Genomic DNA, 21,977 nt, shown 5'->3' with positions numbered 1-21,977 from the left:
GTTTTCTTGAACATAAAGGTCCTGAAAGTCGCTGTTTTATCGTTTTTTTATAATAATTTCCCCTTAAGTTCATTGTATATATAGCATTCTGACAGTACAATTATGATGTCGGTGAAGTTTTTTTACACCGACTTTTGTATATAATTTCATAATAAGGAGACCGAAAATGAGAAATATTTTCTCCCAATTTTTCCAAGGACGTTACGGTTCCTACGGAATGGACAAACTCACAAGGTTTCTTTTGATATTGTCAGTAATAGCTTTGATCGTCTCGCTTTGTTCACCATTTGGTTTCTTATACTATGTTGCCTTTGCGTTATTGATCTACTCATATTTCAGGCTTTTATCGAAAAATATCACTAAGAGATACAAAGAAAATGAGAGTTTTATCAAGGCCGAACAAAAGATCCGTTTATTCTTCGGAAAGAAACACAACAAAATTATACAGTACAGACACTATCACATTTATACCTGCCCGCAGTGCAAACAAAAGATACGCATACCAAGGGGCGCCGGAAACATTATGGTTCGATGTCCCAAATGTATGACAGAATTTAAGAAGAAAGCTTAACATGAAAAAATATCTGGTAGTTTACGCCAGTGAAACAGGAAACACCCTTATGCTGGCAAAAGAAATTTATAATGCCATAGCTTGTCCAAAAGATGATAAAGCGCTTGTGGACATAAGATCATGGAACGGGACTCTGGATGCAGAGCTTTATTTTATAGGTTTCTGGATTAACAGAGGTTCATGCAGCCTGGAGATAATTGACCTTATCTCCTCTCTGCATGGCAAAAACGTTGTTTTCTTCGGCACATGTGGTTTGGGTGACAGCTACGCGTACCATAAAGTTCTTGAGCAAAATGCCAGAGCATGGCTCGCTGCTGACAATAATTTTCTGGGTTCATTCTTTTGTCTTGGAAAAATGCGTCAGGAAATCAGAAGCAAATATGAGTCTCTTCGCGGAACATGCGAAGATGTTCAGATAGATATAATGCTTAGTATGCTTGACGATGCATCAAATCATCCCGATAACCGGGATCTTTTGCAGGTAAGACTTTTCACGGATGAAATACTTGTGAAAGCCGAGAATTATACTGCGGCTTATATCTGATTTTTTCTAGAGTATATTAGTGAACTCTTATCGTACTTGCGCTTATCTGAAAGCTTTCTTCGCATTCATCGTCGGCAGCTCTCTGATAGGTTATTGTGAACGTACGATACTTGGATCTGATAATATACACAGTCTGATAAACAGCTTGAGAGCCTTCGGGTTCATAGTGGGCGTCTATCTTGTAACCGGGATAGCCGTCTATTTCTATGCGTTCAAAAGATTCCACTTTAAAACCTACATCTCCTCCATATTGTGCCGCATAACCGGCCGAAACAAGAGTTTCGTACTTATGCTTATCAAGCTTAGCCAAGCTGTCTATAATCTTTTCGCCGCTTGCCTGCTCAGCTTTTTCCCTGTTTGTAAGCATAAAATCGTTGCTGTTATTGTGAACAACATAGCTTACGGAAGATGATTCCATAGGTCTGTACTTATTTACATAATAGCCTTTAACTCCGGCCGGAACAAATTCGGGATTAAGGACAAAAGTACAGCCGGTCGCTTCCTTAAGTTCCTCTCCTGCCGCCAGTTCAAGGCATAGAGCGTTAGTAACAAAAATAGCAAATGCCATTGATGCCGCAAGTATTACATTGAATAAAATTTTCTTTTTATTCATAAACATGACGCCCCGTTTCACTAAATGACCTGACCACATTACATGGCCAGGTCTTCAAAATATCTTTTACCAAAAATGTAAACTATCAAGCCTCATAACTGTCAATAAGCTCAAGAGTATGTTCTTCGTTCATCTTCTTGCACATCTCAACGAGCGCATCGAGAGGAACATTCTGAACCTGCTTGTTGGAACCGCGAACATTGATAGATACAGTATTCTCCTGCGCTTCCTTATCACCGACAACGATGATGTACGGGTCTTTGTAGTTCTTGAACTTTTTGATCTTCTCTTTCATGTTGTTGTCTGAGTAATCAGCCTCAACACGAATTCCTGCATTCATAAGAGCAGTTTCAACCTTCTTGGCATACTCATTGTGCTCAACACGGATGGGTACGATACCAACCTGATAAGGGCTGAGCCAGAACGGGAATACTCCCTTGAAGTTCTCAATAATGATACCTATGAATCTCTCAAGTGAACCGTAGATAGCTCTGTGAATAACTACAGGCATCTGCATCGTTCCGTCCTGCGCCTGGTATGTAAGGCCAAAGTTATGAGGAAGCTGGAAGTCAAGCTGTACAGTACCGCACTGCCACTCTCTTCCGAGCGCATCCTTGATCTGAAGGTCGATCTTAGGTCCGTAGAACGCACCGTCACCTTCGTTGATCTCATATCCACCCTCGCCGTACTTCTCATCGAGGATTTCCTTAAGAGCAGCTTCTGCTCTGTTCCATACTTCAATATCACCCATGAAGTCTTCAGGTCTTGTTGAGAACTCGGCTCTGTAAGTAACACCGAATGTTGAGTAGATCTCATCAGCGATTGCGATAACATCGGCAATCTCTTCTTTTATCTGTGACTCCATTACGAATGTATGGTCATCATCCTGACGAAACTCCTGAACACGGAAAAGACCGTTCATCTGGCCTGACTTTTCTTTACGATGAAGAACATCATATTCACTGTAACGGATAGGAAGCTCTTTATAAGAATGATTTGTTCTCTTATATGTCATCATCGCATTAGGGCAGTTCATAGGCTTTGCAGCCATTGTGTCGTCCTGCTCACGGTTATAAACAACAGAACCTGCCTGAATCTTAATATTCTTAGGCTCTTCTGTAGGTTCGTTGATATTCTCAAGAACTCCGGGAATCTCGGCATCTGCCTTGAGCCATCCCGAAACACCGGGAACCATGAACATGTTATTTACGTAATGAGCCCAGTGTCCGCTTATAAGCCAAAGCTTTTTATTATTTACAAGAGGAGCTGCGATTTCTGTATATCCGTGTCTCTCCTGTACTTCTCTTGAATATTTAAGAAGTGCCTGATACATCTTCCAGCCTCTGGGAAGCCAGTAAGGCATACCGGGTGCAGTCTCATCAAACATAAAGAGGTCAAGCTGTGCACCGATCTTCTTGTGATCGCGCTCCATTGCCTCCTGGATCATCTTGATGTGCTTTTTAAGCTCATCCTTGCTTGGGAATGCATAGAGATAGATTCTTGAGAGCTGATCTCTCTTCTCATCACCTCTCCAATACGCGCCTGAAACAGCCTTGATCTGATAAGCTGCGTTCATAAGCTCCTGCGAGTTACCTACGTGAGGTCCGCGGCAAAGATCAACATAATCATCGCCTGTATAGTAAACCGTCAAAATCTCATCTTCAGGAAGGTCCTGAATAAGCTCGGTCTTGAATTTCTGGTCTTTGAACATTTCAAGTGCTTCTGCTCTTGAAACTTCCTTGCGTGTAAAATCTTCTCTTCTCTTGATGATCTCGCGCATCTTATCTTCGATGGTCTTGAAATCATCCTGTGTCACAGCCTTGGGAAGTACAAAATCGTAGTAGCAACCGTCATCAATCTGAGGTCCGATTGCGTACTGTACTTCTTTTCCGTAAAGCTCGATAACAGCCTTAGCGAGAATGTGTGCCAATGAATGGCGGTAAACTTCTAAATATTCTTCTTTTGTCATTTCAGCTCCTTCTGCTATACCTACCGGGTACAGCCATGCTTTTTTTATTGTTAGGCGAAAAGGCCTGCTCTGTGGTCACGGCATAATGTGCAAAATCTTGCACATTATTGCCTTATGACCACAGAGCGGTCCTTTTCGCCATCTACTACTTCTTTATCATTCCCCAAATGGATTGATTATATTTTTGAATGTGTATTATGCGTTCTTGCCGCAGCACTTCTTGTATTTCTTTCCGCTTCCGCACGGGCAGGGATCGTTGGGGTAGATCTTGACTTCTTTTCTGATTGTGTGAGAAGCCTTCTCTTCTTTGTAGAGGGCCTTTCTCTTATCCTCATCAAAGATCTCTTCCCATTCAGGAAGGTTGTAGAGCCAGTCTGCGCCGGCATTTACCATATTCTTGTAAAGGAGTTCTTTCTCGAAACCAAGGTTAACCTCAGTATCCTCCTCCATCTCTTCAATAGGGTTCTGCACCTTAAGGCTGTCGTTGATTCCGTCAAGGAAGCCAACCATAGTCATAAGGTCAACTTTGTACTTCTCTGCGAGCTCTTTAACTGTTCCCTTAACAACCTCATCAGGGTTCTTCAAAAGCTGCGCATAGATGTCGCGCTCTTTCTGGAAGTACTCTGTCCATAATTTCTGGAGGGTACCCTTATCTGTAGTCTCTGAATAAGCCATATCATGCCATTTTTTCAATAATGCCATATCCGTTACTCCTGTTTTTTCATAATAAAATTCGTGATCAGGGCATAGTAATGCCACTGACTTTTATACGTAAAATTTATTCTATCGTATTATCAGTAGGGTGTCAAAAATTGAGAATACTTCTTTTCAATCAAAAAACGCCGTCTCAAGCATCAGCTTAACAAAGAAAATCGACAATACCGCAATCATGACAGGTTTGACGATCTTGGAGCTGTTCTTCTCAAAGCAAGTAGCTCCGATATAATTGCCTGCAATGTTGAAAAGGCCTGCTACTGCACCAAGAGGAAGAAGTACCTGTCCATCGATCAGAAACACCACAAGTGCAGCGATATTGGTGGATAAGTTTATCACTTTGGTAAGTCCGTTGGCTGTTGTAAGCTTCATTCCCGCAAAGTAGGTCAAAAGAAGTATCAAAAACACACCGGTTCCGGGGCCGTAGAAGCCGTCGTATGCACCGATGAAAAAAGCCACAAAAGCACTTATAAATAAGGCCGCTTTGTCGGAACGGACCGTATTTGTTTCCAGATTTCCTTTGCGTGTAATAACATAGATTCCCGTGAGCGGGATGATTATCATAAGGATTGTCTTAAGAATATTGTCGGGAACAAGAAGTGAGGCCTTTGCTCCAAGCGCAGATCCGGCGAGTGCGCACGGAACGCATACTATTCCTATCTTCCACGGAATAAAACCTTTTCGCGCATATTTTGCCGTAGTTACCGATGTTCCCATAAATGAACTCATTTTGTTGGTAGCTATGCAGTTATGTACGGGAATTCCCGTAATCATATAAGCGGGAAGCGACACAAGTCCGCCGCCTCCCGCTACCGCATCTATAAATCCCGCAATGAAGATAAGCGGGCATATTATCAAATACTTAGTGAGCATTGCTAAAAATAATGCCTTTCCTTTTCGCAGCTCTTTTTCCTGACAGATCAGAGCTTTTTGATTCTCTCAAGCGCTTCCACGCTGTTCTCGTAGCTTCCGAAAGCAGTAAGTCTGAAGTAGTGCTCTCCGCTGGGACCAAATCCCGATCCGGGTGTACCTACCACATTTGCCTTCTCAAGAAGGTGGTCAAAGAACTCCCAGCTTGTCATGTTATCGGGTGTACGAAGCCATACGTAAGGTGAGTTTACACCGCCTGAAACGTCGTATCCTGCCTCTTTAAGTCCGTTAAGAATATAGTTCGCATTCTTCATATAGCGTGCGACCATATCTTTTATCTGAGCCTTTCCTGCATCCGAGTAGCAAGCTTCTCCGGCTCTCTGAACGATGTAAGGAGCTCCGTTGTACTTTGTTCCGTGTCTTCTTGCCCAAAGGCTGTGCATCTGAACTTTTTTGCCCTCAAAATCAACTGTAAGATCATGAGGAATAATCGTTGCTCCAAGGCGAAGTCCCGTAAATCCTGCGTTCTTTGAAAAAGATCTGAGCTCTATAGCACAAGTCTTGGCGCCCTCACACTCATAGATTGAATGAGGGACGTTGTCCTCTGAAATATATGCCTCGTAAGCTGCATCAAATATGATAACAGCGCCGACTTTGTTTGCGTAGTCAACCCAAACCTGAAGCTGATCCTTAGTGATCGCGCTACCTGTAGGATTGTTGGGGAAGCACAGATAAATAAGATCCGGTGTCTCCTTGGGAAGTTCAGGCGCAAATCCGTTCTCTGCTGTGCAAGGCATGTAGATCACATTGCTCCAGATTCCTGTATTCTCATCATAATTACCTGTACGGCCTGCCATTACGTTAGAATCAACGTAAACGGGATATACGGGATCGCAAACCGCAATCTTTGCATCCTGTGAAAAGATCTCCTGAATGTTGCCGGAATCGCTCTTGGCTCCATCTGAAATAAAGATCTCATCGTCGGCGATATCGCATCCTCTGCTTCTGAAATCATTCTCGGCCATTACGTGGCGAAGGAAATCATATCCAAGATCGGGAGCATATCCTCTGAATGTCTCGGCTACGGCCTGCTCGTCAACAGCCTTGTGAAGCGCCTCGATTACTGCCGGGCAAAGAGGCTGTGTAACATCTCCGATTCCGAGTCTGATTATTTTTTTATCCGGATTAGCCTGCTGATAAGCATTAACCTTCTTCGCAATTGTGCTAAAAAGGTAGCTTCCGGGAAGTTTCAAATAGTCACTGTTAGGTCTAAACATTGATTCGTCCTCACTTTCATGCGAATATAAAAAAAGTTTACTACTTTTTTGTATAATTGTATACATTTTTCTTTTCGGAATGAAATCAGCTATTTACAATTCGCTATAGAAGATACTACTCTATCATATTCTTTATTACATAAGAGCTAATAGCATACTGCGAAGTTTCAAATGTCATGATCATGTTTTTCCCCTGATAAAACCCACTCTGTTCATAAGCATTTATCTTCGCAATATTCTTATTGGCATAGGCAATGTTATCCATCATTCCGAAATGTTCCCATATAAACTCTTTTCTGGTTCGTATATTAAGACACATAAAATCCGGGCGAACCGTTCCAATCCCCTTTAGTGTTATCGGATATTCATAGCGATATGGAACTTTGAATTGTTCAAGCATGTTAGCGATGATTATTTCCGACTTGGACCTAAGTCTTACTCCACCATTTGAACAATATACCGACATATCCCCTTCAAAGCCCATAGGTTTATATATCTCCCCTCTCCAGGCTTCTATATATTCCTTGTCGGTAACAAATACCGGAGTTATAAGTTCCTTTCTACCGGGCATCATTAAAGCAAATAAATCTTTAATAGATTTTGTATTTATGAAGTCCTCATAATGCTTAATTACTTCCAACTCTTCTTTTGCCAAGTCCAAAACCTTTCTGTCATATCCCTTCTGCGCCAGCTCACGCGCAGTCCGTTGCCTTTTCTTTGGAATGTAAATACCATTCGTATCTTTTGGATCAGTCCTTCGGTAATACTGCCATCCATTCGGTCTTTTAAGCACTCTGAGAGTCCCTTCCGGCGCTGATTTCAATGCCTTTTCCTTTTCGCTTATCAGGTATTTCAACATTTCTTTTCTTTTTTTAAGCAATTCCAACAGCTGCTCCTGCTGATCTATCTCTTCTATCCTTTTCATATTTCCTCCGATTTTGAGACTTCTTTGCCCTATTACGCCCTATTCAAGCGCACAAAACATATAATTCAAAATTGATTTGCCATTGTTATATGCTTTTCACCTCTGTTCCCACATTCAATAGGCATATAAAAAGCCTAAGCATGAAAAAAGTTATATGCTATCCTCCCTTACTCCCACCTCAGAAAAGCATATAAAAACCGCAATTCCTATACATTTTATTGCTCTTCACTTTATTTTTTTACCAAGTAGCATATAAGTCTGTTGCGTATTCAAACTTTATATGCTTTATACATCACTAAGCTTCTGAAAATGCGAGCAGATAATTTTCTCATTATGTAACCGCCAATGAGATTACCACTGTTCAGCTTTTATAAAAGCGTTTAAACTCATTAGTTTGGCAACGCAAAGACATTTTAAACAATTTGTTCATTATAGGTTATAATTGTGGGAATATATAGCTGCTTAAGAACAAGCAACATTCCTGATATCATATTAGATTATTCAAAAAAGACAAATAACAGAGAAAATGTACTATAAAAATCCAAAAAAGTAAAGCTCTTTCTTCGACTGATACACTACTCAGTCTTATATTGATACACTGCTCTATCTTACGATGATGCCCCGCATTTTCTTAAACTGCTACACTGCTCTTGATAAACAATCTTCACACAAAAGCACACTAATCAACGTTTACAAAATAAAAAGCACCAATTCCATACTTTTTGAACTTATAATACAATGTAGATAGCACTATAGTAAGCGCCAATACATTTGCGGTTTACTTTATAATACACAGAATGCGAGGTACCCAATATGAAATTTACCAAGATGCACGGCTGCGGCAACGATTATGTATATGTAGACGGAGGAAAAGAAAACGTTCCTTCCGAGAAAAAATCTAAGGTGGCACAAATGGTTTCAGACCGTCACTTCGGAATCGGCTCTGACGGTATTATCTTCATAAATCCAGTTGCGGACGATGATATTGATTTTGAAATGGAAATGTACAATGCTGACGGCTCCCGCTCTGAGATGTGCGGAAACGGCATCAGATGCGTTGCAAAATACGTCTATGACAAGAAACTCACAGATAAGACCACCCTTACAATAGTAAGTGCAGGTAAAAAGAAATACATCGACCTTAAGATCGGATCCGACGGACTTGTAGAGACTGTCAAAGTTGATATGGGTGCTCCGATCCTTGATGCTGCAAGTGTTCCTGTTTCAGTATCAGATGAACTTCTTTCGAATGATAATAAAAAACATGAAGCTCTTTCACCGAAATACGGAAGGCTCGCTGTAGATGTTCCGATTGAAGTTGCCGGAAAAACATGGCACATGACATGCGTATCAATGGGTAACCCCCACTGCGTTGTATTCCTTCCTGAAGGCGAAGATCTTGCTTCTTTTGAGATTGAAGCTGTCGGACCTCTGTTCGAAAATCACAAAGCATTCCCTAACCGCACCAACACAGAATTTGTAAAGATTGATGACAAAAACAACGTACACATGAGAGTCTGGGAACGCGGAACAGGCGAGACTCTTGCCTGCGGTACAGGTTGCTGCGCCACAACAGTTGCCTGCATACTTAACGGTCTTACAGACACGGAAGTTACCGTACACGTTCTCGGCGGCGACATCAAGTGCTCCTGGGATAAAAAGCCCGAATCTCCCGTGATCATGGAAGGCCCCGCAACTACTGTGTTTGAGGGTGAGATTGAGATATAACGCGACTTTGAGTTTTAATTTGATTTTGAGATTTAATGCGACTTTGAGATATAATTCGACTTTAAGTTTTAATTGAAACTGTAGTTTACATAAACCCCAAAATATTCTGCTTCAGACAAAAAATGACTAAACCACCATCTTTTAATGAGTTTAGTCATTTTTTTCACCATGTTAAAGTCACAGCTATTTTCATCAAGTGACTAAATAGCGCTCTTTTGTCTGATTTAGTCACTCTACGACTATATTTTGCTCTTCGCGTGCTTCTGTTGAGTGACTAAATCATGCTTCTTTGTCTGTTTTAGTCACTCTACAACTGTATTTGCTCTTCACGCGGCTTCAGTTAAGTGACTAAATCTTACTTTTTTATTCGATTTAGTCACTCTACGACTGTATTTTGCTCTTCGCGTGCTTCTGTTGAGTGACTAAATCATGCTTCTTTGTCTGTTTTAGTCACTCTACGCCCGTATTGTTCTATTTCAGCCCTTTCGCTTTAACTCAAGGCTGTGCCGCCGCGTCACTTTGCTTTAAATCCCTCTTTCAAAGTTGTACCTATCGGCTCACTTCGATTCATCATGTCGCCGTAGCATGAACTCGGGCAATTATAATAACTGTTTACTTCATCGTCTTCATGAACGGTGTTGTAAACGATTATTCCGTTCATATCAATTCTTTCCGTCTCAGAATCAGGAAACGGAATCGGCGTTACATAATAGCCGTCTTTCACATGTTCAGAAAAACGATTCTTATCAACCTTAAGATAATGAGCCGTCCAGTTTCCGAAACATACAACTGCGATAGCTACCATTGCAAATCTAAGGAACGCTTTCCCCTTAAATATATTCTCTGCAAGATCCATTGCCGCACAAATCGGAAGAAGCATCAGAAATGCCAGTCCGTACCTGATAAAAGGCGCGGTAAAAAACCACATGGCAATGTTGATAAACACGGCGATATAGAACATTGCTACATCCGCGCGGATCTTTTTTCTAACTTTCCTGATGATAAGATTAAGAAGCACCGCCCCCGCTCCCGCCACCTGAAACGCGAGAAGAAGTTTCTCATAAAACCTTTTCTTTTCCCACCAAATTGGAAGCCACTCGGATATACCAACCGTTATGCCTTCCTCTACACTTGTGATATCTTGAAGCTCTCTGCCCCAAACCTTGATCTGATTGGCATCAAACTTCATATATTCTGCAGGAACCTTCCATACAACATTAAACAAATCTATCGCTTCCGCAGGGTACAAGAGCCATCCGGAGATTATCACGTTCCTTACAAGATACGGAAGGAAGGACAAAAAACCTATCACGATAAAAGAAATCGTCTCTTTTGTCATCTTCTTTTTTACCAGAAGAATAAAAGGAAGAACTGCAAGCACAACAAGCGCTGCCGCGGAAAGCTTCATGCTGACCGTAAATATAGAAAGAACCGCAAGATACCCGTAGACAGGAATATCATCGGCATCATCTTTTTTCTCAACCGCCTGCGTGATCCACGCACACATGATATATAGCACCATGTACATCGCACCGTAGTCCGTTGCAGGCGACTGCAGATATTCAAGCACCGTAATGCCGTAGATGATTATCGCAAGTCTCGCCATATCAGCCGTATGACTTACGCGAGATGTCCATTTCATAAGGCCGCAAGCGGCATAACAGGTGAAAAGAGCCATTATAAAGCCTGTCATCGTATGAAGTGCAAACGGCAATATAAAGCTCATCGTAAACAGCGCACAAAGCGCAAGATACGAGCTGTTATATGCAAAATGCAACTGGAAATTACCGATACCCTTTATGACACCATACTCTTCAATTATCCTGATTGCCTGAGCATGATAGATGCCCGTATCCCTGTGGAAAACGCCTCTCGACGCATAAAAAGCGGATATAAGCACGATTATAAGACAAACAACGCCCTCTTTTGACCTGAATCTCTTTTTTACTTTTATAAGAAGCGCGCTTACTTCCTTGCGACACTTATAAGCTCCGATCGCAAGAATCGTGAGCATCAAGGCATGACATACCGCTCCTACCTTGTAGAAGATACTGAAACACTCGGCATATACGGTTAGCGTCACAATGCCGGTGGTAACGATGCCTGTAATACCGATTCTCTCTTCGCTTGGAATGGGAATAAACCTTGAAAGAGCTTTTCTTATCGCCACTCCCGCAATAAGGCAGATTAAAAATATATAAATATAGCTGAGTAATACTACAACCATATATTAATCCTCTCTGTTATGCATTTATCTTTGCTTATCAATACTTCTATAAATCTCTTTAATGTGGGAACAGGCTCACTACTTTTACCGAAATTTTTTATGCACTTACATCGAATCTTTGCCGTTTTCACCCGCAACAATATAAATCCTCTCACTCTCCTCCGTCGGAGCCTCGTGTGTATCGGCATCGTAGCATGAAATAAACTTAAGTCCCGCTTTTTCAACAAAAGACTTCATCTCATCGAGCGTATATCCTCTCTGATAATGAGTCTCAACAGAGCGCTTGAACACATCTCCCTCGCCGCACTTAGCAAATATCGTAAGGTCATATTCATTGATATGCTCTTCGTCGTGATAATAATTATCCCAGATAAAACTGCAATCCTCGCGGTTCTCCGCTATCGTCACATCACCGATGACATCTCTGTATTTGTGAAGCGTGTTGAAATCAAATATGAAAACTCCTTTTGGGAAAAGAAAATTATTCACAAGCTTAAAAGTCTCGATAACATCCTCATCCTCAAGAAGGTAATTGACGCTGTCGCACACGCTAAGCACCGTTCCGCAGGTACAGTAAAGATCAAGCTCTCTCATATCCTGCTCAAGATACATGACATTAAGTCCTTCGGCCGCAGTCTTTTTTCTCGCAATATCCAGCATATCGGGTGACATATCTATCCCGATTATATCATAGCCGCGCTTTGCCATATTCAGGGTAAAAGAACCTGTCCCGCAACCAAGTTCCACGATAAGATTCTTCTCTTCTTCAAGCGCCTGCTCGGTATCTTCCTCAGTTGTATATTCACATGTAACGCATTCATTTTCATTCTGCACCTTGTCATTTGCAGACTGTTCAGGAATATCATTGTCATCTGTATTATTAGCTTCATCATTTGAACATGTCGGACATCCTGCATTCTTCACAGGCTTAGTGACTCCGTATTTATTCAAAAGCTCCACTACAAAATCACCCCATACGTCGTATGGGGTTTCATCCATGAATGTGTCATATACATTTGCAAAATCTGTGTATGCTTCCATGTTTAATCCTTTGTCACAACTAAATGATCAGAATCAGAACAAGTTGCCTATAAGTAGTACTACCTTTGTTCCAAGTCCCATAATAATACCTGCAAGTATTACACCACTAATAACTGCTTTAACGCTCTTTTTAAAATCCATATCGAGGATTGAAGCAGCAAGCGTACCTGTCCAGGCACCTGTTCCGGGAATCGGAATACCCACAAATAAGAAAAGTGCCAAGTATAAGCTATTTCCGGCTTTCTCTTTTAATTTTTCTCCGCCCTTATGTCCCTTCTCAAGACAAAAAGTAAAGAAACCACCGATTACCGGCTTATCTTTTCCCCATTCAAGAACTTTTCTTGCAAAGAAGAAAATAAAAGGCATCGGAAGCATATTACCTATAATTGCGATAATATAGCTTGGAAGTACAGGAAGTCCCATCGTGATAGCGTAAGGCACTGCACCTCTAAGTTCTACCAACGGAACCATAGAAATCAAAAAAACAATTATATAATTCAACATAATAAACTAATAACACTCCTTATCAAATCAATCTACAAAATACATCTCATCCCAGAAACTCTTTAAGCTTTGCAATAAGGATATCCATCTCCTCATCCGTTCCGATTGATATTCTGAGGTGATCCTTGATCCTGGGCGCATCCCAGCGTCTTACGACTATGTTGTTTGCCCTGAGGTAATCAAAAATCTCTTTTCCCGACTTCTCTTTGTGCTTTGCAAAGACAAAGTTAGTCTTGGAATCCGCAAACTCAAAGCCAAGCTCGCGAAGCTCTTTCTTAACGCGCTCTCTCGTGTTGACGATCATACTCACAGTCTTCTCAAAGTAAGCTCTGTCCTTTATTGCAAGAGAACCAAGCTCAAGTGCAGGCATATTCATTGTATATGAGTTATACGCAAATTTCACGTCAAGAAGGTATTTGATGATCTTCTTGCATCCAAATGCGTAACCGATTCTCATTCCAGCCATTGAACGCGACTTTGAGAAAGTCTGAACAACCAAAAGGTTATCGTACTTGTCTATCAAAGGCAGAACCGACTGTCCGCCAAAATCAGCGTAAGCTTCATCAACAATGACAACCACGTCGGGATTTCTTTTTATAACTTCTTCAACGGCATCTATCGGAAGCTGTGCGCCCGTGGGTGCGTTGGGATTAGCAAGAACCACACCGCCGTTCTCAACAAAGTAATCCTCTATTCTTACAGAAAAATCATCAAGTAGAGGAATCTGCTTGTACGGAATTCTAAAAAGCTCTGCCCAGACATCATAGAACGAATATGTTATATCCGGGAAAAGAACCGGCTTATCCGAATTAAAGAATGTCATAAAAGCCATTGCAAGCACATCATCGGAACCAACTCCGACAAAGACATTCTCCTTATCAACCTCGTAAAAATCAGCTATAGCTTCCACAAGCACATCACATGTCGGATCGGGATATTTCTTAAAACTATCGGAATCCATATTCTTAAGCGCTTCCACAACCGCAGGAGCCGGAGGATAAGGATTCTCATTTGTATTAAGCTTGATTATATTCTTAATCTTGGGCTGCTCACCGGGTGTATACGGAACAACCTTGCGTACATTTTCTTCCCAACTCATAATATTCTCCTCATCTTGCCATGCGCATTTATACATATGCACAGCAACGCTATTATAACAGAACAACGAGTTGCATAGCAACTCGTTGCACATTGAACGTATTCCCCATTTATTAAAAAGCGCCTATGCAGTTTTCTTTGCATAAACGCCCTTAAATCTTTTATTCTTTTTCAAAATCTTATCAGTGTGTTGCTGTGGCAACCGCTGCAACTCTCACAAATGCAAGAGGTCCGTGCTGTGTAAGATTTACGGTTACATGATTATCCGTTACGGATGAAACAAGTACCTGTACCCAGTTTTTGCCCTGGAGCTGATATACAGCGATAGTGTCGTTCGCATATACGCCGGTAACAGTGAAGTTTACTGTCGCAGTTTTAAATGAAACTCCGGGTGAGCTTGTTGTTACGCAGTGAAGAAGTGTACCGCCGACACTGTTTGCATACTGACTTGCAGAACTCAAAACACCTGCTGTCGGAGCAGCGAGTGTAAATGTCACATTGCTCTTTCCTCCGTTAATCTGAACGTGTCCGCCCTGAGCAATATATCCGCCGTATCCGTCACCTATCGCATTGTTTCTGCTAAGCTGAGCAGCTCTTGAAGGAGCTTCGTTCTTACCGTGCTTTGTCGCATTTTTATATTTTTCCTGATATTTGTCTCTTACAGTTATTGCATCATTAAGGCTCTTCTGAGTATTTGCAAGCTGCTTTGAAAGAGAATTTTTTTCGTTTGAAAGTGTTTCATAATTCTTTTCCTGTGCCTGTCTGAAAGCTTCAAACTGCTGCTGAAGAGTCTTGATCGTACTTTCATTTCTAGCGTTCTGAGACTGAAGCTCAGCCTTAAGATTTGCAATTTCCTCTGCCTGCCTCTCTTTTTCAGACTCAAGTCTTCCTATGTTCTGATTGGCAGTATTAAGCTGCTCCTGTAAATCCACCGTCGGTCTGCTTGGAATCGCAGTACTTCCCCCGCTTGTATTTGTGTCTGTATTCCCCTCGGTAATACCAATACCCTCCGTAGCAAATACACATACGGAACTCGTCATCATAAGTGTACCTGCAACTGCAAGTGCCAGAATCTTTTTCATAATTTTTTTGCCTCCGTTCCTTTATTAAACATTACTGATTTATCTGCAACTATTCAGCCTTATATCAAAGCATTAGTATTCTTCATTTCCGTAATCAATCTCGCGGTTTATCTTCCCTGCCGCATCACCTACAAGACATCCTACAACCACCGTCTGTTTACCGGGTTCTACCTTACTGTCTGTAGTAAGCGTAATAAGAAAATGCTCGGGAGAAAGCCCGCTTTCACAACCTTCTCTGATAATCCCATTCATGCCGGCTTTACTGTAAATCTCATCAATAAACTCAGAACATCCCGAAGCATACGAGAAATCATATTGCTCAAGAAGCCTTGTATTATCGCGCGTATAAGCGGCGATTATGTAATATGTAAGGGAGTTATCCTCCATATATACGTATGCATATTGGTGCTCATCAAAATAAGCTTTGTCCAAAAAATTATTAAGCTCTGCAAACCTGTTGCCATCCGCAGGTGACGCCCCGTGGATAACTTCGTTAAAGTCACACATATCATTCAGATTGGCTGCCTCAATATATATGGCGCCTTCTGCATCAGGCTCTTTTAACTCGTTATGCCCCTGATAAAAAGTGTCATCCCCTTCTGCATTTTGAAGTATCGGATAGTTGATATTCGTGTCGGGAATGTACAGCCACGCAAAAGCGTCGGAATTCATTCTTTTAACACTGTCAAATCCGCTTTCCGTATCGGTAGGCAAAGTACTTGATTCATACCCTGTTTTTCCTACGGCATTCCCAGCTTTTTGGGAACATCCGGTAAGTGAAAATACAATCAGCAGAAAAAGTAATCCTTTTACGGCTGTCTTATCTATATATCGTCTTATTTTATACCTTACATTAGTTTGCGTCATCAATTTTTTCATAAAAAACATTTACTATAGCTTCATACAGACTATCTTCATCCGCATAAAATTCTTCATACTTGCCGTTTTTTGTAGTCTCTCCGTCAATCGTCACGATATCGTCCATATCAAACTTGTATGAAACCAGATACGGAGCCAGATAAGAAATCTCATCGGCAGAAATATTTGTTACCATCTTGTCTCCGATAGAGGTAAACAGTTCCACCGCCGCATTGTTATTCTCCCTGCATATGGTCCTTGCGGAGTTTATAAAAGAATTTATGTACTGGCGCTGTCTCTCAAGTCTCGAGCCGTTCGAATTTGGAATATAAATATCTCTGCTCTTCACATAATGAAATGCCGTCTCTCCCTCAAGATGAACCCTTGCGCCTTTTTTAAGCTTTTTATCAAACTTGGTAAGATCCTCAAGCACAACAACGTCCACGCCGCCTACCTGATCGTTTATCGTAGGAATCGCACTCATATTTATAGCCGCATATCCGTGAATCGGAAGTTGGTGAAAAAGATTCGACACTGCCTTCACCTGATACTCACAGGACTCTTCCATTCCATCGCCAAATCCATGCTGCAACGAAACCTGAGCCTTAGCGGTTGTCTGATATCTTCCATACTCATCGTAAACATCGACATCGGTCATTGTATTTCTGTTGATGCCGATAATGCTGATCGACTGAGTGTGCGGGTTAAGAGCAAGCAAAAACAATGCATCCGCCTGGCCTCCATCGGTTCCCTCTGCCACCTTGGTAACGATCTCATCGTCCTTGTCGATACCCATTATTAAAAAAGTGATTATATCTTCATTGTAATCATAAACAGCACCGTTATATCTGATCCAGTCGTCCTGCCACTTGGTACTGCCTGTTGTATTGCCCTCATAAAGAGCAGACTTCGCCATCACAGGTGCTGTTGTTGCCGATTTCGAATCAAGATTTGCTCTTCCGAAACCTCTCATTATTTCAAATCCAAGTAGCGCCCCCGATATAATCGTCATAAGCACTGCCCATATAATGAGAAAAATCTTTCCTTTTCCCCTCATCCTTGACTCCTAGTTACCGTTTGTTTCTTCTTCACTGTCGGCTGATGATGCCGCTGTCGTGCTGTCCCCGTCTTCAAAAGAAAGCTTGGGGTGCACACCGTCCTCTATCTTATCAGAGGAATCACCGTTAAATTCTATATCAGCAATATTTGCCGGAAAAACTCTCGACTGTTTTGTTACGTTTCCGCTGTGATCGGCCACTGCATAGTAAACTACCGCTGTTTCCGCATCTTTGTTAAGAACCACCTTCTCAACAACTATTCTGTCCGTGATGTCACCGTCCTTGGCATCATATGCATTGATCCCTACGATAAGGTCTTTGTCTTTTGTCTCCGAATCATAAATAAGATCAAGTGCCGAAAACCTGAACTCGGGAGCCATCTTGTCGCTCCTTCCGTATGCCAAAACTATAAGAGCGATCATCACTCCGCTCAATATGGTAAAAAATATACCGAGTATATTTCCTCTCACTTCTTCCTCCGAATGTGCTGCATGCAGCCTTTTTGCTGCCGATAGTAATAATTCTTATCTGTCTTTTCTGGTAACTCCGGCAAGGTAATTAAGCTCGTCAAGATCGTCATCATCAGGCTCCGGAACAGTTTCCTGCGTCTTTGGACGAGTCACCTGCATAGCTTCGCCTTCTCCGTACTTGCCATAATACTTGCCGTAATACTTACCGTAATATTTGCCGTAGTAATGACCGTAATGGCCGTAATAGCCTTTGCCGTTTATATCAACCTTGTTAAGGACAACTCCGAGCATCTTTGCCCCCGCCTTATCAAGCTGATCTTTTACCCTCTGTGCAAATCTGTAGCTTATTGAATTGCTCTCAATTACCATAACTGTTCCGTCGCACTGCTTGGCAACGACAGCCGCATCGATAACGCTTCCGAGAGGAGGCGTATCAACGATTATGTAGTCAAAGACCTGTTTCATATTTTCAAGTGCCTTGGCAAATATCCTGCCACCCAGAAGTTCACTGGGGTTCGGCGGAACAGGGCCGCTGAATATCACGTAGAGATTAGGTGTATCCGTCTCACAAATAACACTTGATAGGCGTTCTCTTCCGACAAGACAATGCGTAAGGCCGAGCCTTACAGAACCTGTCCTGTATCTTCCTACAAGGACAGACTTACGCATATCGGCATCGACAAGAATCGTCTTCTTGCCCGCCTCGGCAAATGCCCTCGCAAGCGCCATAGCAACTGTTGTTTTTCCCTCACCCGGAGTACAGCTTGTAACAGAGATGACTCTCACGTTCTGTCCACTGAACTCTACGTTACTTCGAAGTGTCTTATATGCTTCTTTTACCTGATAATTATTTTCTGCCTGACTGAAATGAAGTTTTGCGGTCTGCATAAAATCTCCATTCTAAATTTATTTTTTCTTTTTCTTTTTTCCCTGTTCATCCGAAGAAAGAGGGATAAGTCCGATGGTACTGAGCCCCAGATATCTCTCGACATCGTCGTTACTCTTAATGGTGTCATCCATAAGGAATCCCAGTACTACGAAAAACGCTACAATAACCGTTCCCGCAAATCCCGAAACAATCGTCCATCTAAAGACGCTCGGGCTTGCTTTTTTGGTCGGAACATTGGCCGTCTCCGCAACGTTGATGGCGTCTATATCCATAACGTTTGTAATGTGTTCACTTGAAACTTCTCTGATACAGTTTGCTATCTCCATTGCCATAAGCGGATCTTCATCCTTGGCTGTAATGGCAACGATTCTGGTATCGGAAGGTGTATCAACCTTGACTACTTTTGCAAGGTCCTCATAGGTTGTGTCTACAAGATTAAGCCTCTGTATGGCTTCCTCCAAAACATATCTGCTCTTTATAAGTTCCGCATAATCCGAAGTAAGCTGCGTAGATATCTGAACATCGGAATATGTCACCGTCTGATTTTCCTCTTTATTAAGTATGTAAATCTTGGTCGTAGATTCAAAAACGGGATGAATAACAAATTTACTCACAAACAGTCCTACCAGGGCAAAAAACAATCCTGCGCTGATTATGAGAAACGCTCTCCCTAAAAGGATTGAAAAAAGTTCCCCAAGATTAATTTCAACGATGTCGTCTCTTTTATCCATCAATTACTCCAACAAACATTTTTTCATATTAAGGGAACCGTCGATTACATCCGTATTCCCTCATATAACCTCATTGTTTATGACACTCATGGGATTATCATAAAAAATCTTTCTCCCGTATTCCTCCCCAAATTTCCTGTCCACAAAGTTTCTGCAATCAAGAATATCAGGCGCTCTCTTTGCCGTATCGTGAGCATCGGTCGCAACGAAGTGTATAAGCCCCTTTTTGAGAAGCTTTTTGGTAAAAAGACCTATTCCAAAGCCGTACTTGCCCATAATACTTGATGAATTAACCTGGATGTAGCATCCCATATCACGAAGTTCTTCCACATAAGAAGGATGTGAAACAACATCGCTGTATCGTTCAACATGAGCTAGTATCGGCATATATCCGGCACACTGGATCCTGTATACCGCATTGTGTATTGCTTTAAAAGTATTGGTCGGATGAAACTCCACAAGTACGTACTCAGAATCTGCAAGTGTTGTTATCTTGCCGGATTCAAGTTCTTCTTGAGTCTCATCGCTGTAATATACTTCATTCCCGGGATACAGACTGATATTTATTCCAAGTTTGGATGCTTCCTGCCGGAGCTGTTCCGTATAACTTCTGTTATGCAAAGGGCTCACATTATGGTGCATGGGCTTATGATGCGGCGTAAGTATAACATGAGTTATCCCATTCTTTTCCGCAATCTTAAGCATCTTAAGACTTGTCTCAATATCCCTTGAGCCATCATCCACCCCCGGCATTATATGACAATGAATATCGATTGATTTTTGCATATCATTCGCTTTCAGTAATAATCACTTAATTTTCCCGCTTATATGATTAAAGTACACAAAACAGGAAAGCTAATATATCAGATATAATCAAATAAAATAAACTCTTATATCACATTAAATTATACACCAACAAAATAGGCACTTTCAACATAATGTGCTGAATTATGCATTATTGATGTTCAAGAATGCATAATTTTTAGGTGGACGATTTATCATTATTTCCCGATTTTTGATATCTCTTCCTCGGTTAAATCGTGATAATCAATATCCAATTTCTCAGTTCCATTTGTATAGCACTTAAGCCACGCCTGATATTTATCATCATCTACTGCAAATTTCAAATTATCACTAGAATAATAAGAATCAATAAAATAGACATAACCATTTCCGTCTTTATCCACACTTGAGAGAAATGATGTTTCATCTGATGGCCAAGCTTCAGACCATAATGCCTCAGCATAACCGACCCTGTCATATTTGCCTGTATTTTTGTTAAACACATATAAATTATAAGGCCAAAAATCACCTGTATACAGAGCACCATGAGACAGGCCGTCTTCAATAGCACCGTTCTCATAAAATTCAAGCCCATAATATCCATGATATTCTTCATATAATTCATGTTTTGTAAAATCATATCCAATAACTTGTTCATACTTAGAGGCAGAAATGCTAGCATTATATCTGAAAATCAATTCATCATACCCATCTCCGTCAAGATCAAACACACTAAAATCTGCAACAAAACTATCTGAATATGAATCTATATCATGCATATAATTCTCTTCTTCCTCACACAGCCATTTCCCTTTTGCCACAAAATCTCTGAGTGCTTTTTTATATGCATCATACATCTCGTCAGCAGAACCTTCTTTTCCATATAAAGCTATTGTCTCACTGCCGGAAGCCGTACTATTGATTGCAGTATCTGAAAAAGAAGATGATTCACTATCAAGAGCCGCATCATCACTCGTAGTATCTGCAATAGCAGATGATTCACCGTCAGACTCACCCTCTATCGAAGTTGAAACACTACTATCACCTTGTTCTTTTTCATCAGTAAATAATTCGTTGCCTACCTTTGTCTTTTCTAAAATCTTCTCTGCATCAGCCTTAGCCTCTCCACAGGCAGTAAGCAAAAAACACACCGTTGCTGCCAATATTAGTTTCTCTCTTCTAAACATATTTCGTCTCCTTGCCATGTTGTATCTTGTTTTCAAACTCAAATATCGTATCATGTAATTAATACTATTAACAGTGCGAAAGCACATTCTCCGGGAGGTTCACTATGTTACCGAAAGATCCTGTTATGCTATTAAGTTATATGAATATGAAACTGAGAGACAAATATTCAAGCCTCGATGCGCTCTGCGACGATCTTGAAATTAATAATGAAGAGCTTGCCGAAATCATAGGCAAGCTCGAAGGAATCGGATATAAGTATGATTCTGAAAGAAATCAATTTGCATGACATCTTAAATGAAATTACAGAAATCCGCACTTGCTGCGGATTTTGTGAGAACATGAATCAGGAGTCAGCCAAGCCCTATCGACGAAGTCGATTCAAATTGGCTTGGTTGATGCATTCTTAAACTTCATGTTCAAGAATGCATAGATTTTTATCAGTCGCCATTGCTAAGTGTATTAGAACTGCTCTGTAGCGATTGGATATATTTTGCCTATTTTCCAGATAAACTTATCATTTATCCTTTTTTATCTGCGATTTTGGGCTATTTTTTCAACCCATATCGCAAAAATACAGATAAGATAAGCAGCTTATACCCAGCTTATCTGGAATTTCATGCTCTTTTTCTATGAACAGACCTTAAATCCACAGATAAACCTTCTATCTTCCGCAAAATCTATCTGGGTTTCATCGCTTTTTTTACATGAACAGACCTTAAATCCACAGATAAATCTTCTATCTTCTGCAAAATCTATCTGGGTTTCATCGCTTTTTTACATGAACAGACCTTAAATCCACAGATAAACCTTCTATCTTCCGCAAAATCTATCTGGGTT

General features: G+C 41.1%; 21 protein-coding genes. 3 read left to right on the top strand and 18 right to left on the bottom strand.

The annotated features are described in order from the left end of the window. The first annotated feature begins 572 nt into the window (after positions 1 to 572). Positions 573 to 1,115, top strand: coding sequence for a flavodoxin family protein (locus tag G628_RS0113705; RefSeq protein ID WP_027209379.1), 543 nt, complete (start codon positions 573 to 575; stop codon positions 1,113 to 1,115). A 16-nt stretch (positions 1,116 to 1,131) separates the two neighbouring features. Here G628_RS0113705 and G628_RS0113700 read toward each other — a convergent pair whose 3' ends face one another. The 6 genes from G628_RS0113700 to G628_RS0113675 all read right to left on the bottom strand — a co-directional run bounded on the left by G628_RS0113700 (position 1,132) and on the right by G628_RS0113675 (position 7,483). Next, entirely contained in the window at positions 1,132 to 1,728 is a 597-nt protein-coding gene (locus tag G628_RS0113700; RefSeq protein WP_034500984.1) for a hypothetical protein, read from the bottom strand. Positions 1,729 to 1,813: 85 nt separating this feature from the next. Beyond that, positions 1,814 to 3,697 (bottom strand): threonine--tRNA ligase, encoded by a 1,884-nt coding sequence (locus G628_RS0113695; RefSeq protein WP_026656854.1) that lies wholly within the window; start codon positions 3,695 to 3,697, stop codon positions 1,814 to 1,816. Between the two features lie 195 nt (positions 3,698 to 3,892). Further along, the gene (locus tag G628_RS0113690; RefSeq protein ID WP_026656853.1) at positions 3,893 to 4,399 is read right to left on the bottom strand and encodes an SEC-C metal-binding domain-containing protein; all 507 of its coding nucleotides are present in this window, start codon (positions 4,397 to 4,399) and stop codon (positions 3,893 to 3,895) included. 126 nt (positions 4,400 to 4,525) lie between these two features. Continuing rightward, positions 4,526 to 5,284 (bottom strand): sulfite exporter TauE/SafE family protein, encoded by a 759-nt coding sequence (locus tag G628_RS0113685; RefSeq protein ID WP_027209377.1) that lies wholly within the window; start codon positions 5,282 to 5,284, stop codon positions 4,526 to 4,528. A gap of 47 nt (positions 5,285 to 5,331) precedes the next feature. Next, on the bottom strand, positions 5,332 to 6,558 hold the full coding sequence (locus G628_RS0113680) for an LL-diaminopimelate aminotransferase (protein ID WP_027209376.1): 1,227 nt from the start codon (positions 6,556 to 6,558) through the stop codon (positions 5,332 to 5,334). 115 nt (positions 6,559 to 6,673) lie between these two features. Beyond that, positions 6,674 to 7,483, bottom strand: a complete 810-nt coding sequence (locus G628_RS0113675; RefSeq protein ID WP_027209375.1) for a hypothetical protein — start codon at positions 7,481 to 7,483, stop codon at positions 6,674 to 6,676. 813 nt (positions 7,484 to 8,296) lie between these two features. Here G628_RS0113675 and dapF point away from each other — a divergent pair. Beyond that, complete coding sequence (dapF, locus tag G628_RS0113670; RefSeq protein WP_026656849.1) at positions 8,297 to 9,211, top strand: diaminopimelate epimerase; 915 nt, start codon at positions 8,297 to 8,299, stop codon at positions 9,209 to 9,211. A 514-nt stretch (positions 9,212 to 9,725) separates the two neighbouring features. Here the strand turns inward: dapF and G628_RS0113665 are convergent. The 12 genes from G628_RS0113665 to G628_RS0113610 all read right to left on the bottom strand — a co-directional run bounded on the left by G628_RS0113665 (position 9,726) and on the right by G628_RS0113610 (position 21,139). Beyond that, entirely contained in the window at positions 9,726 to 11,438 is a 1,713-nt protein-coding gene (locus G628_RS0113665; RefSeq protein ID WP_027209374.1) for an LIC_10190 family membrane protein, read from the bottom strand. A 105-nt stretch (positions 11,439 to 11,543) separates the two neighbouring features. Beyond that, positions 11,544 to 12,479: a class I SAM-dependent DNA methyltransferase gene (locus G628_RS0113660; RefSeq protein ID WP_027209373.1), complete on the bottom strand. Its 936-nt coding sequence runs from the start codon at positions 12,477 to 12,479 to the stop codon at positions 11,544 to 11,546. Positions 12,480 to 12,512: 33 nt separating this feature from the next. Continuing rightward, positions 12,513 to 12,983: a small multi-drug export protein gene (locus G628_RS0113655; RefSeq protein WP_081670737.1), complete on the bottom strand. Its 471-nt coding sequence runs from the start codon at positions 12,981 to 12,983 to the stop codon at positions 12,513 to 12,515. Positions 12,984 to 13,029: 46 nt separating this feature from the next. Continuing rightward, on the bottom strand, positions 13,030 to 14,085 hold the full coding sequence (gene hisC, locus G628_RS0113650) for a histidinol-phosphate transaminase (RefSeq protein WP_027209371.1): 1,056 nt from the start codon (positions 14,083 to 14,085) through the stop codon (positions 13,030 to 13,032). 178 nt (positions 14,086 to 14,263) lie between these two features. Beyond that, complete coding sequence (locus G628_RS0113645) at positions 14,264 to 15,163, bottom strand: hypothetical protein (RefSeq protein WP_027209370.1); 900 nt, start codon at positions 15,161 to 15,163, stop codon at positions 14,264 to 14,266. 72 nt (positions 15,164 to 15,235) lie between these two features. After that, a complete protein-coding gene (locus G628_RS18300) occupies positions 15,236 to 16,042 on the bottom strand; it encodes a class B sortase (protein ID WP_196803769.1) in 807 nt (268 codons plus the stop codon). After that, complete coding sequence (locus G628_RS0113635) at positions 16,017 to 17,033, bottom strand: LCP family protein (protein ID WP_242827235.1); 1,017 nt, start codon at positions 17,031 to 17,033, stop codon at positions 16,017 to 16,019. The genes G628_RS18300 and G628_RS0113635 overlap by 26 nt, the downstream gene beginning before the upstream one ends. 54 nt (positions 17,034 to 17,087) lie before the next feature. Continuing rightward, positions 17,088 to 17,549 carry a hypothetical protein gene (locus G628_RS0113630; protein WP_026656841.1) on the bottom strand — a complete coding sequence of 154 codons (462 nt, stop codon included), beginning with the start codon at positions 17,547 to 17,549 and terminating at the stop codon, positions 17,088 to 17,090. Between the two features lie 54 nt (positions 17,550 to 17,603). Continuing rightward, positions 17,604 to 18,437 carry a polysaccharide biosynthesis tyrosine autokinase gene (locus tag G628_RS0113625; protein ID WP_026656840.1) on the bottom strand — a complete coding sequence of 278 codons (834 nt, stop codon included), beginning with the start codon at positions 18,435 to 18,437 and terminating at the stop codon, positions 17,604 to 17,606. An 18-nt stretch (positions 18,438 to 18,455) separates the two neighbouring features. Then, the gene (locus G628_RS0113620) at positions 18,456 to 19,169 is read right to left on the bottom strand and encodes a YveK family protein (RefSeq protein ID WP_026656839.1); all 714 of its coding nucleotides are present in this window, start codon (positions 19,167 to 19,169) and stop codon (positions 18,456 to 18,458) included. Between the two features lie 60 nt (positions 19,170 to 19,229). Further along, complete coding sequence (locus G628_RS0113615) at positions 19,230 to 19,955, bottom strand: CpsB/CapC family capsule biosynthesis tyrosine phosphatase (RefSeq protein WP_027209368.1); 726 nt, start codon at positions 19,953 to 19,955, stop codon at positions 19,230 to 19,232. A gap of 215 nt (positions 19,956 to 20,170) precedes the next feature. Next, complete coding sequence (locus G628_RS0113610; RefSeq protein WP_027209367.1) at positions 20,171 to 21,139, bottom strand: hypothetical protein; 969 nt, start codon at positions 21,137 to 21,139, stop codon at positions 20,171 to 20,173. A 104-nt stretch (positions 21,140 to 21,243) separates the two neighbouring features. Between G628_RS0113610 and G628_RS0113605 the strand changes: the two genes are divergently transcribed. After that, entirely contained in the window at positions 21,244 to 21,426 is a 183-nt protein-coding gene (locus G628_RS0113605; RefSeq protein ID WP_027209366.1) for a DUF4250 domain-containing protein, read from the top strand. Positions 21,427 to 21,977 lie beyond the last annotated feature (551 nt).

It is taken from the genome of Butyrivibrio hungatei NK4A153, assembly GCF_000424465.1.
Lineage (GTDB): Bacteria > Bacillota > Clostridia > Lachnospirales > Lachnospiraceae > Butyrivibrio > Butyrivibrio hungatei_A.
Note: the sequence above shows the minus strand (reverse complement) of the source record. Positions and strands in the feature narration are given on the sequence as shown.

Coding starts and splice junctions, on each gene's coding strand:
- G628_RS0113620 (WP_026656839.1), bottom strand. CDS start 19,169: ATGGATAAAAGAGACGACATCGTTGAAATTAATCTTGGGGAACTTTTT.
- dapF (WP_026656849.1), top strand. CDS start 8,297: ATGAAATTTACCAAGATGCACGGCTGCGGCAACGATTATGTATATGTA.
- G628_RS0113655 (WP_081670737.1), bottom strand. CDS start 12,983: ATGTTGAATTATATAATTGTTTTTTTGATTTCTATGGTTCCGTTGGTA.
- G628_RS0113610 (WP_027209367.1), bottom strand. CDS start 21,139: ATGTTTAGAAGAGAGAAACTAATATTGGCAGCAACGGTGTGTTTTTTG.
- G628_RS0113695 (WP_026656854.1), bottom strand. CDS start 3,697: ATGACAAAAGAAGAATATTTAGAAGTTTACCGCCATTCATTGGCACAC.
- G628_RS0113690 (WP_026656853.1), bottom strand. CDS start 4,399: ATGGCATTATTGAAAAAATGGCATGATATGGCTTATTCAGAGACTACA.
- G628_RS0113675 (WP_027209375.1), bottom strand. CDS start 7,483: ATGAAAAGGATAGAAGAGATAGATCAGCAGGAGCAGCTGTTGGAATTG.
- G628_RS0113605 (WP_027209366.1), top strand. CDS start 21,244: ATGTTACCGAAAGATCCTGTTATGCTATTAAGTTATATGAATATGAAA.
- G628_RS0113665 (WP_027209374.1), bottom strand. CDS start 11,438: ATGGTTGTAGTATTACTCAGCTATATTTATATATTTTTAATCTGCCTT.
- G628_RS0113635 (WP_242827235.1), bottom strand. CDS start 17,033: ATGACGATTATATCGGGGGCGCTACTTGGATTTGAAATAATGAGAGGT.
- G628_RS0113685 (WP_027209377.1), bottom strand. CDS start 5,284: ATGCTCACTAAGTATTTGATAATATGCCCGCTTATCTTCATTGCGGGA.
- G628_RS0113705 (WP_027209379.1), top strand. CDS start 573: ATGAAAAAATATCTGGTAGTTTACGCCAGTGAAACAGGAAACACCCTT.
- G628_RS0113680 (WP_027209376.1), bottom strand. CDS start 6,558: ATGTTTAGACCTAACAGTGACTATTTGAAACTTCCCGGAAGCTACCTT.
- G628_RS0113615 (WP_027209368.1), bottom strand. CDS start 19,955: ATGCAAAAATCAATCGATATTCATTGTCATATAATGCCGGGGGTGGAT.
- G628_RS0113625 (WP_026656840.1), bottom strand. CDS start 18,437: ATGCAGACCGCAAAACTTCATTTCAGTCAGGCAGAAAATAATTATCAG.
- G628_RS18300 (WP_196803769.1), bottom strand. CDS start 16,042: ATGAAAAAATTGATGACGCAAACTAATGTAAGGTATAAAATAAGACGA.
- G628_RS0113660 (WP_027209373.1), bottom strand. CDS start 12,479: ATGGAAGCATACACAGATTTTGCAAATGTATATGACACATTCATGGAT.
- G628_RS0113645 (WP_027209370.1), bottom strand. CDS start 15,163: ATGAAAAAGATTCTGGCACTTGCAGTTGCAGGTACACTTATGATGACG.
- G628_RS0113700 (WP_034500984.1), bottom strand. CDS start 1,728: ATGAATAAAAAGAAAATTTTATTCAATGTAATACTTGCGGCATCAATG.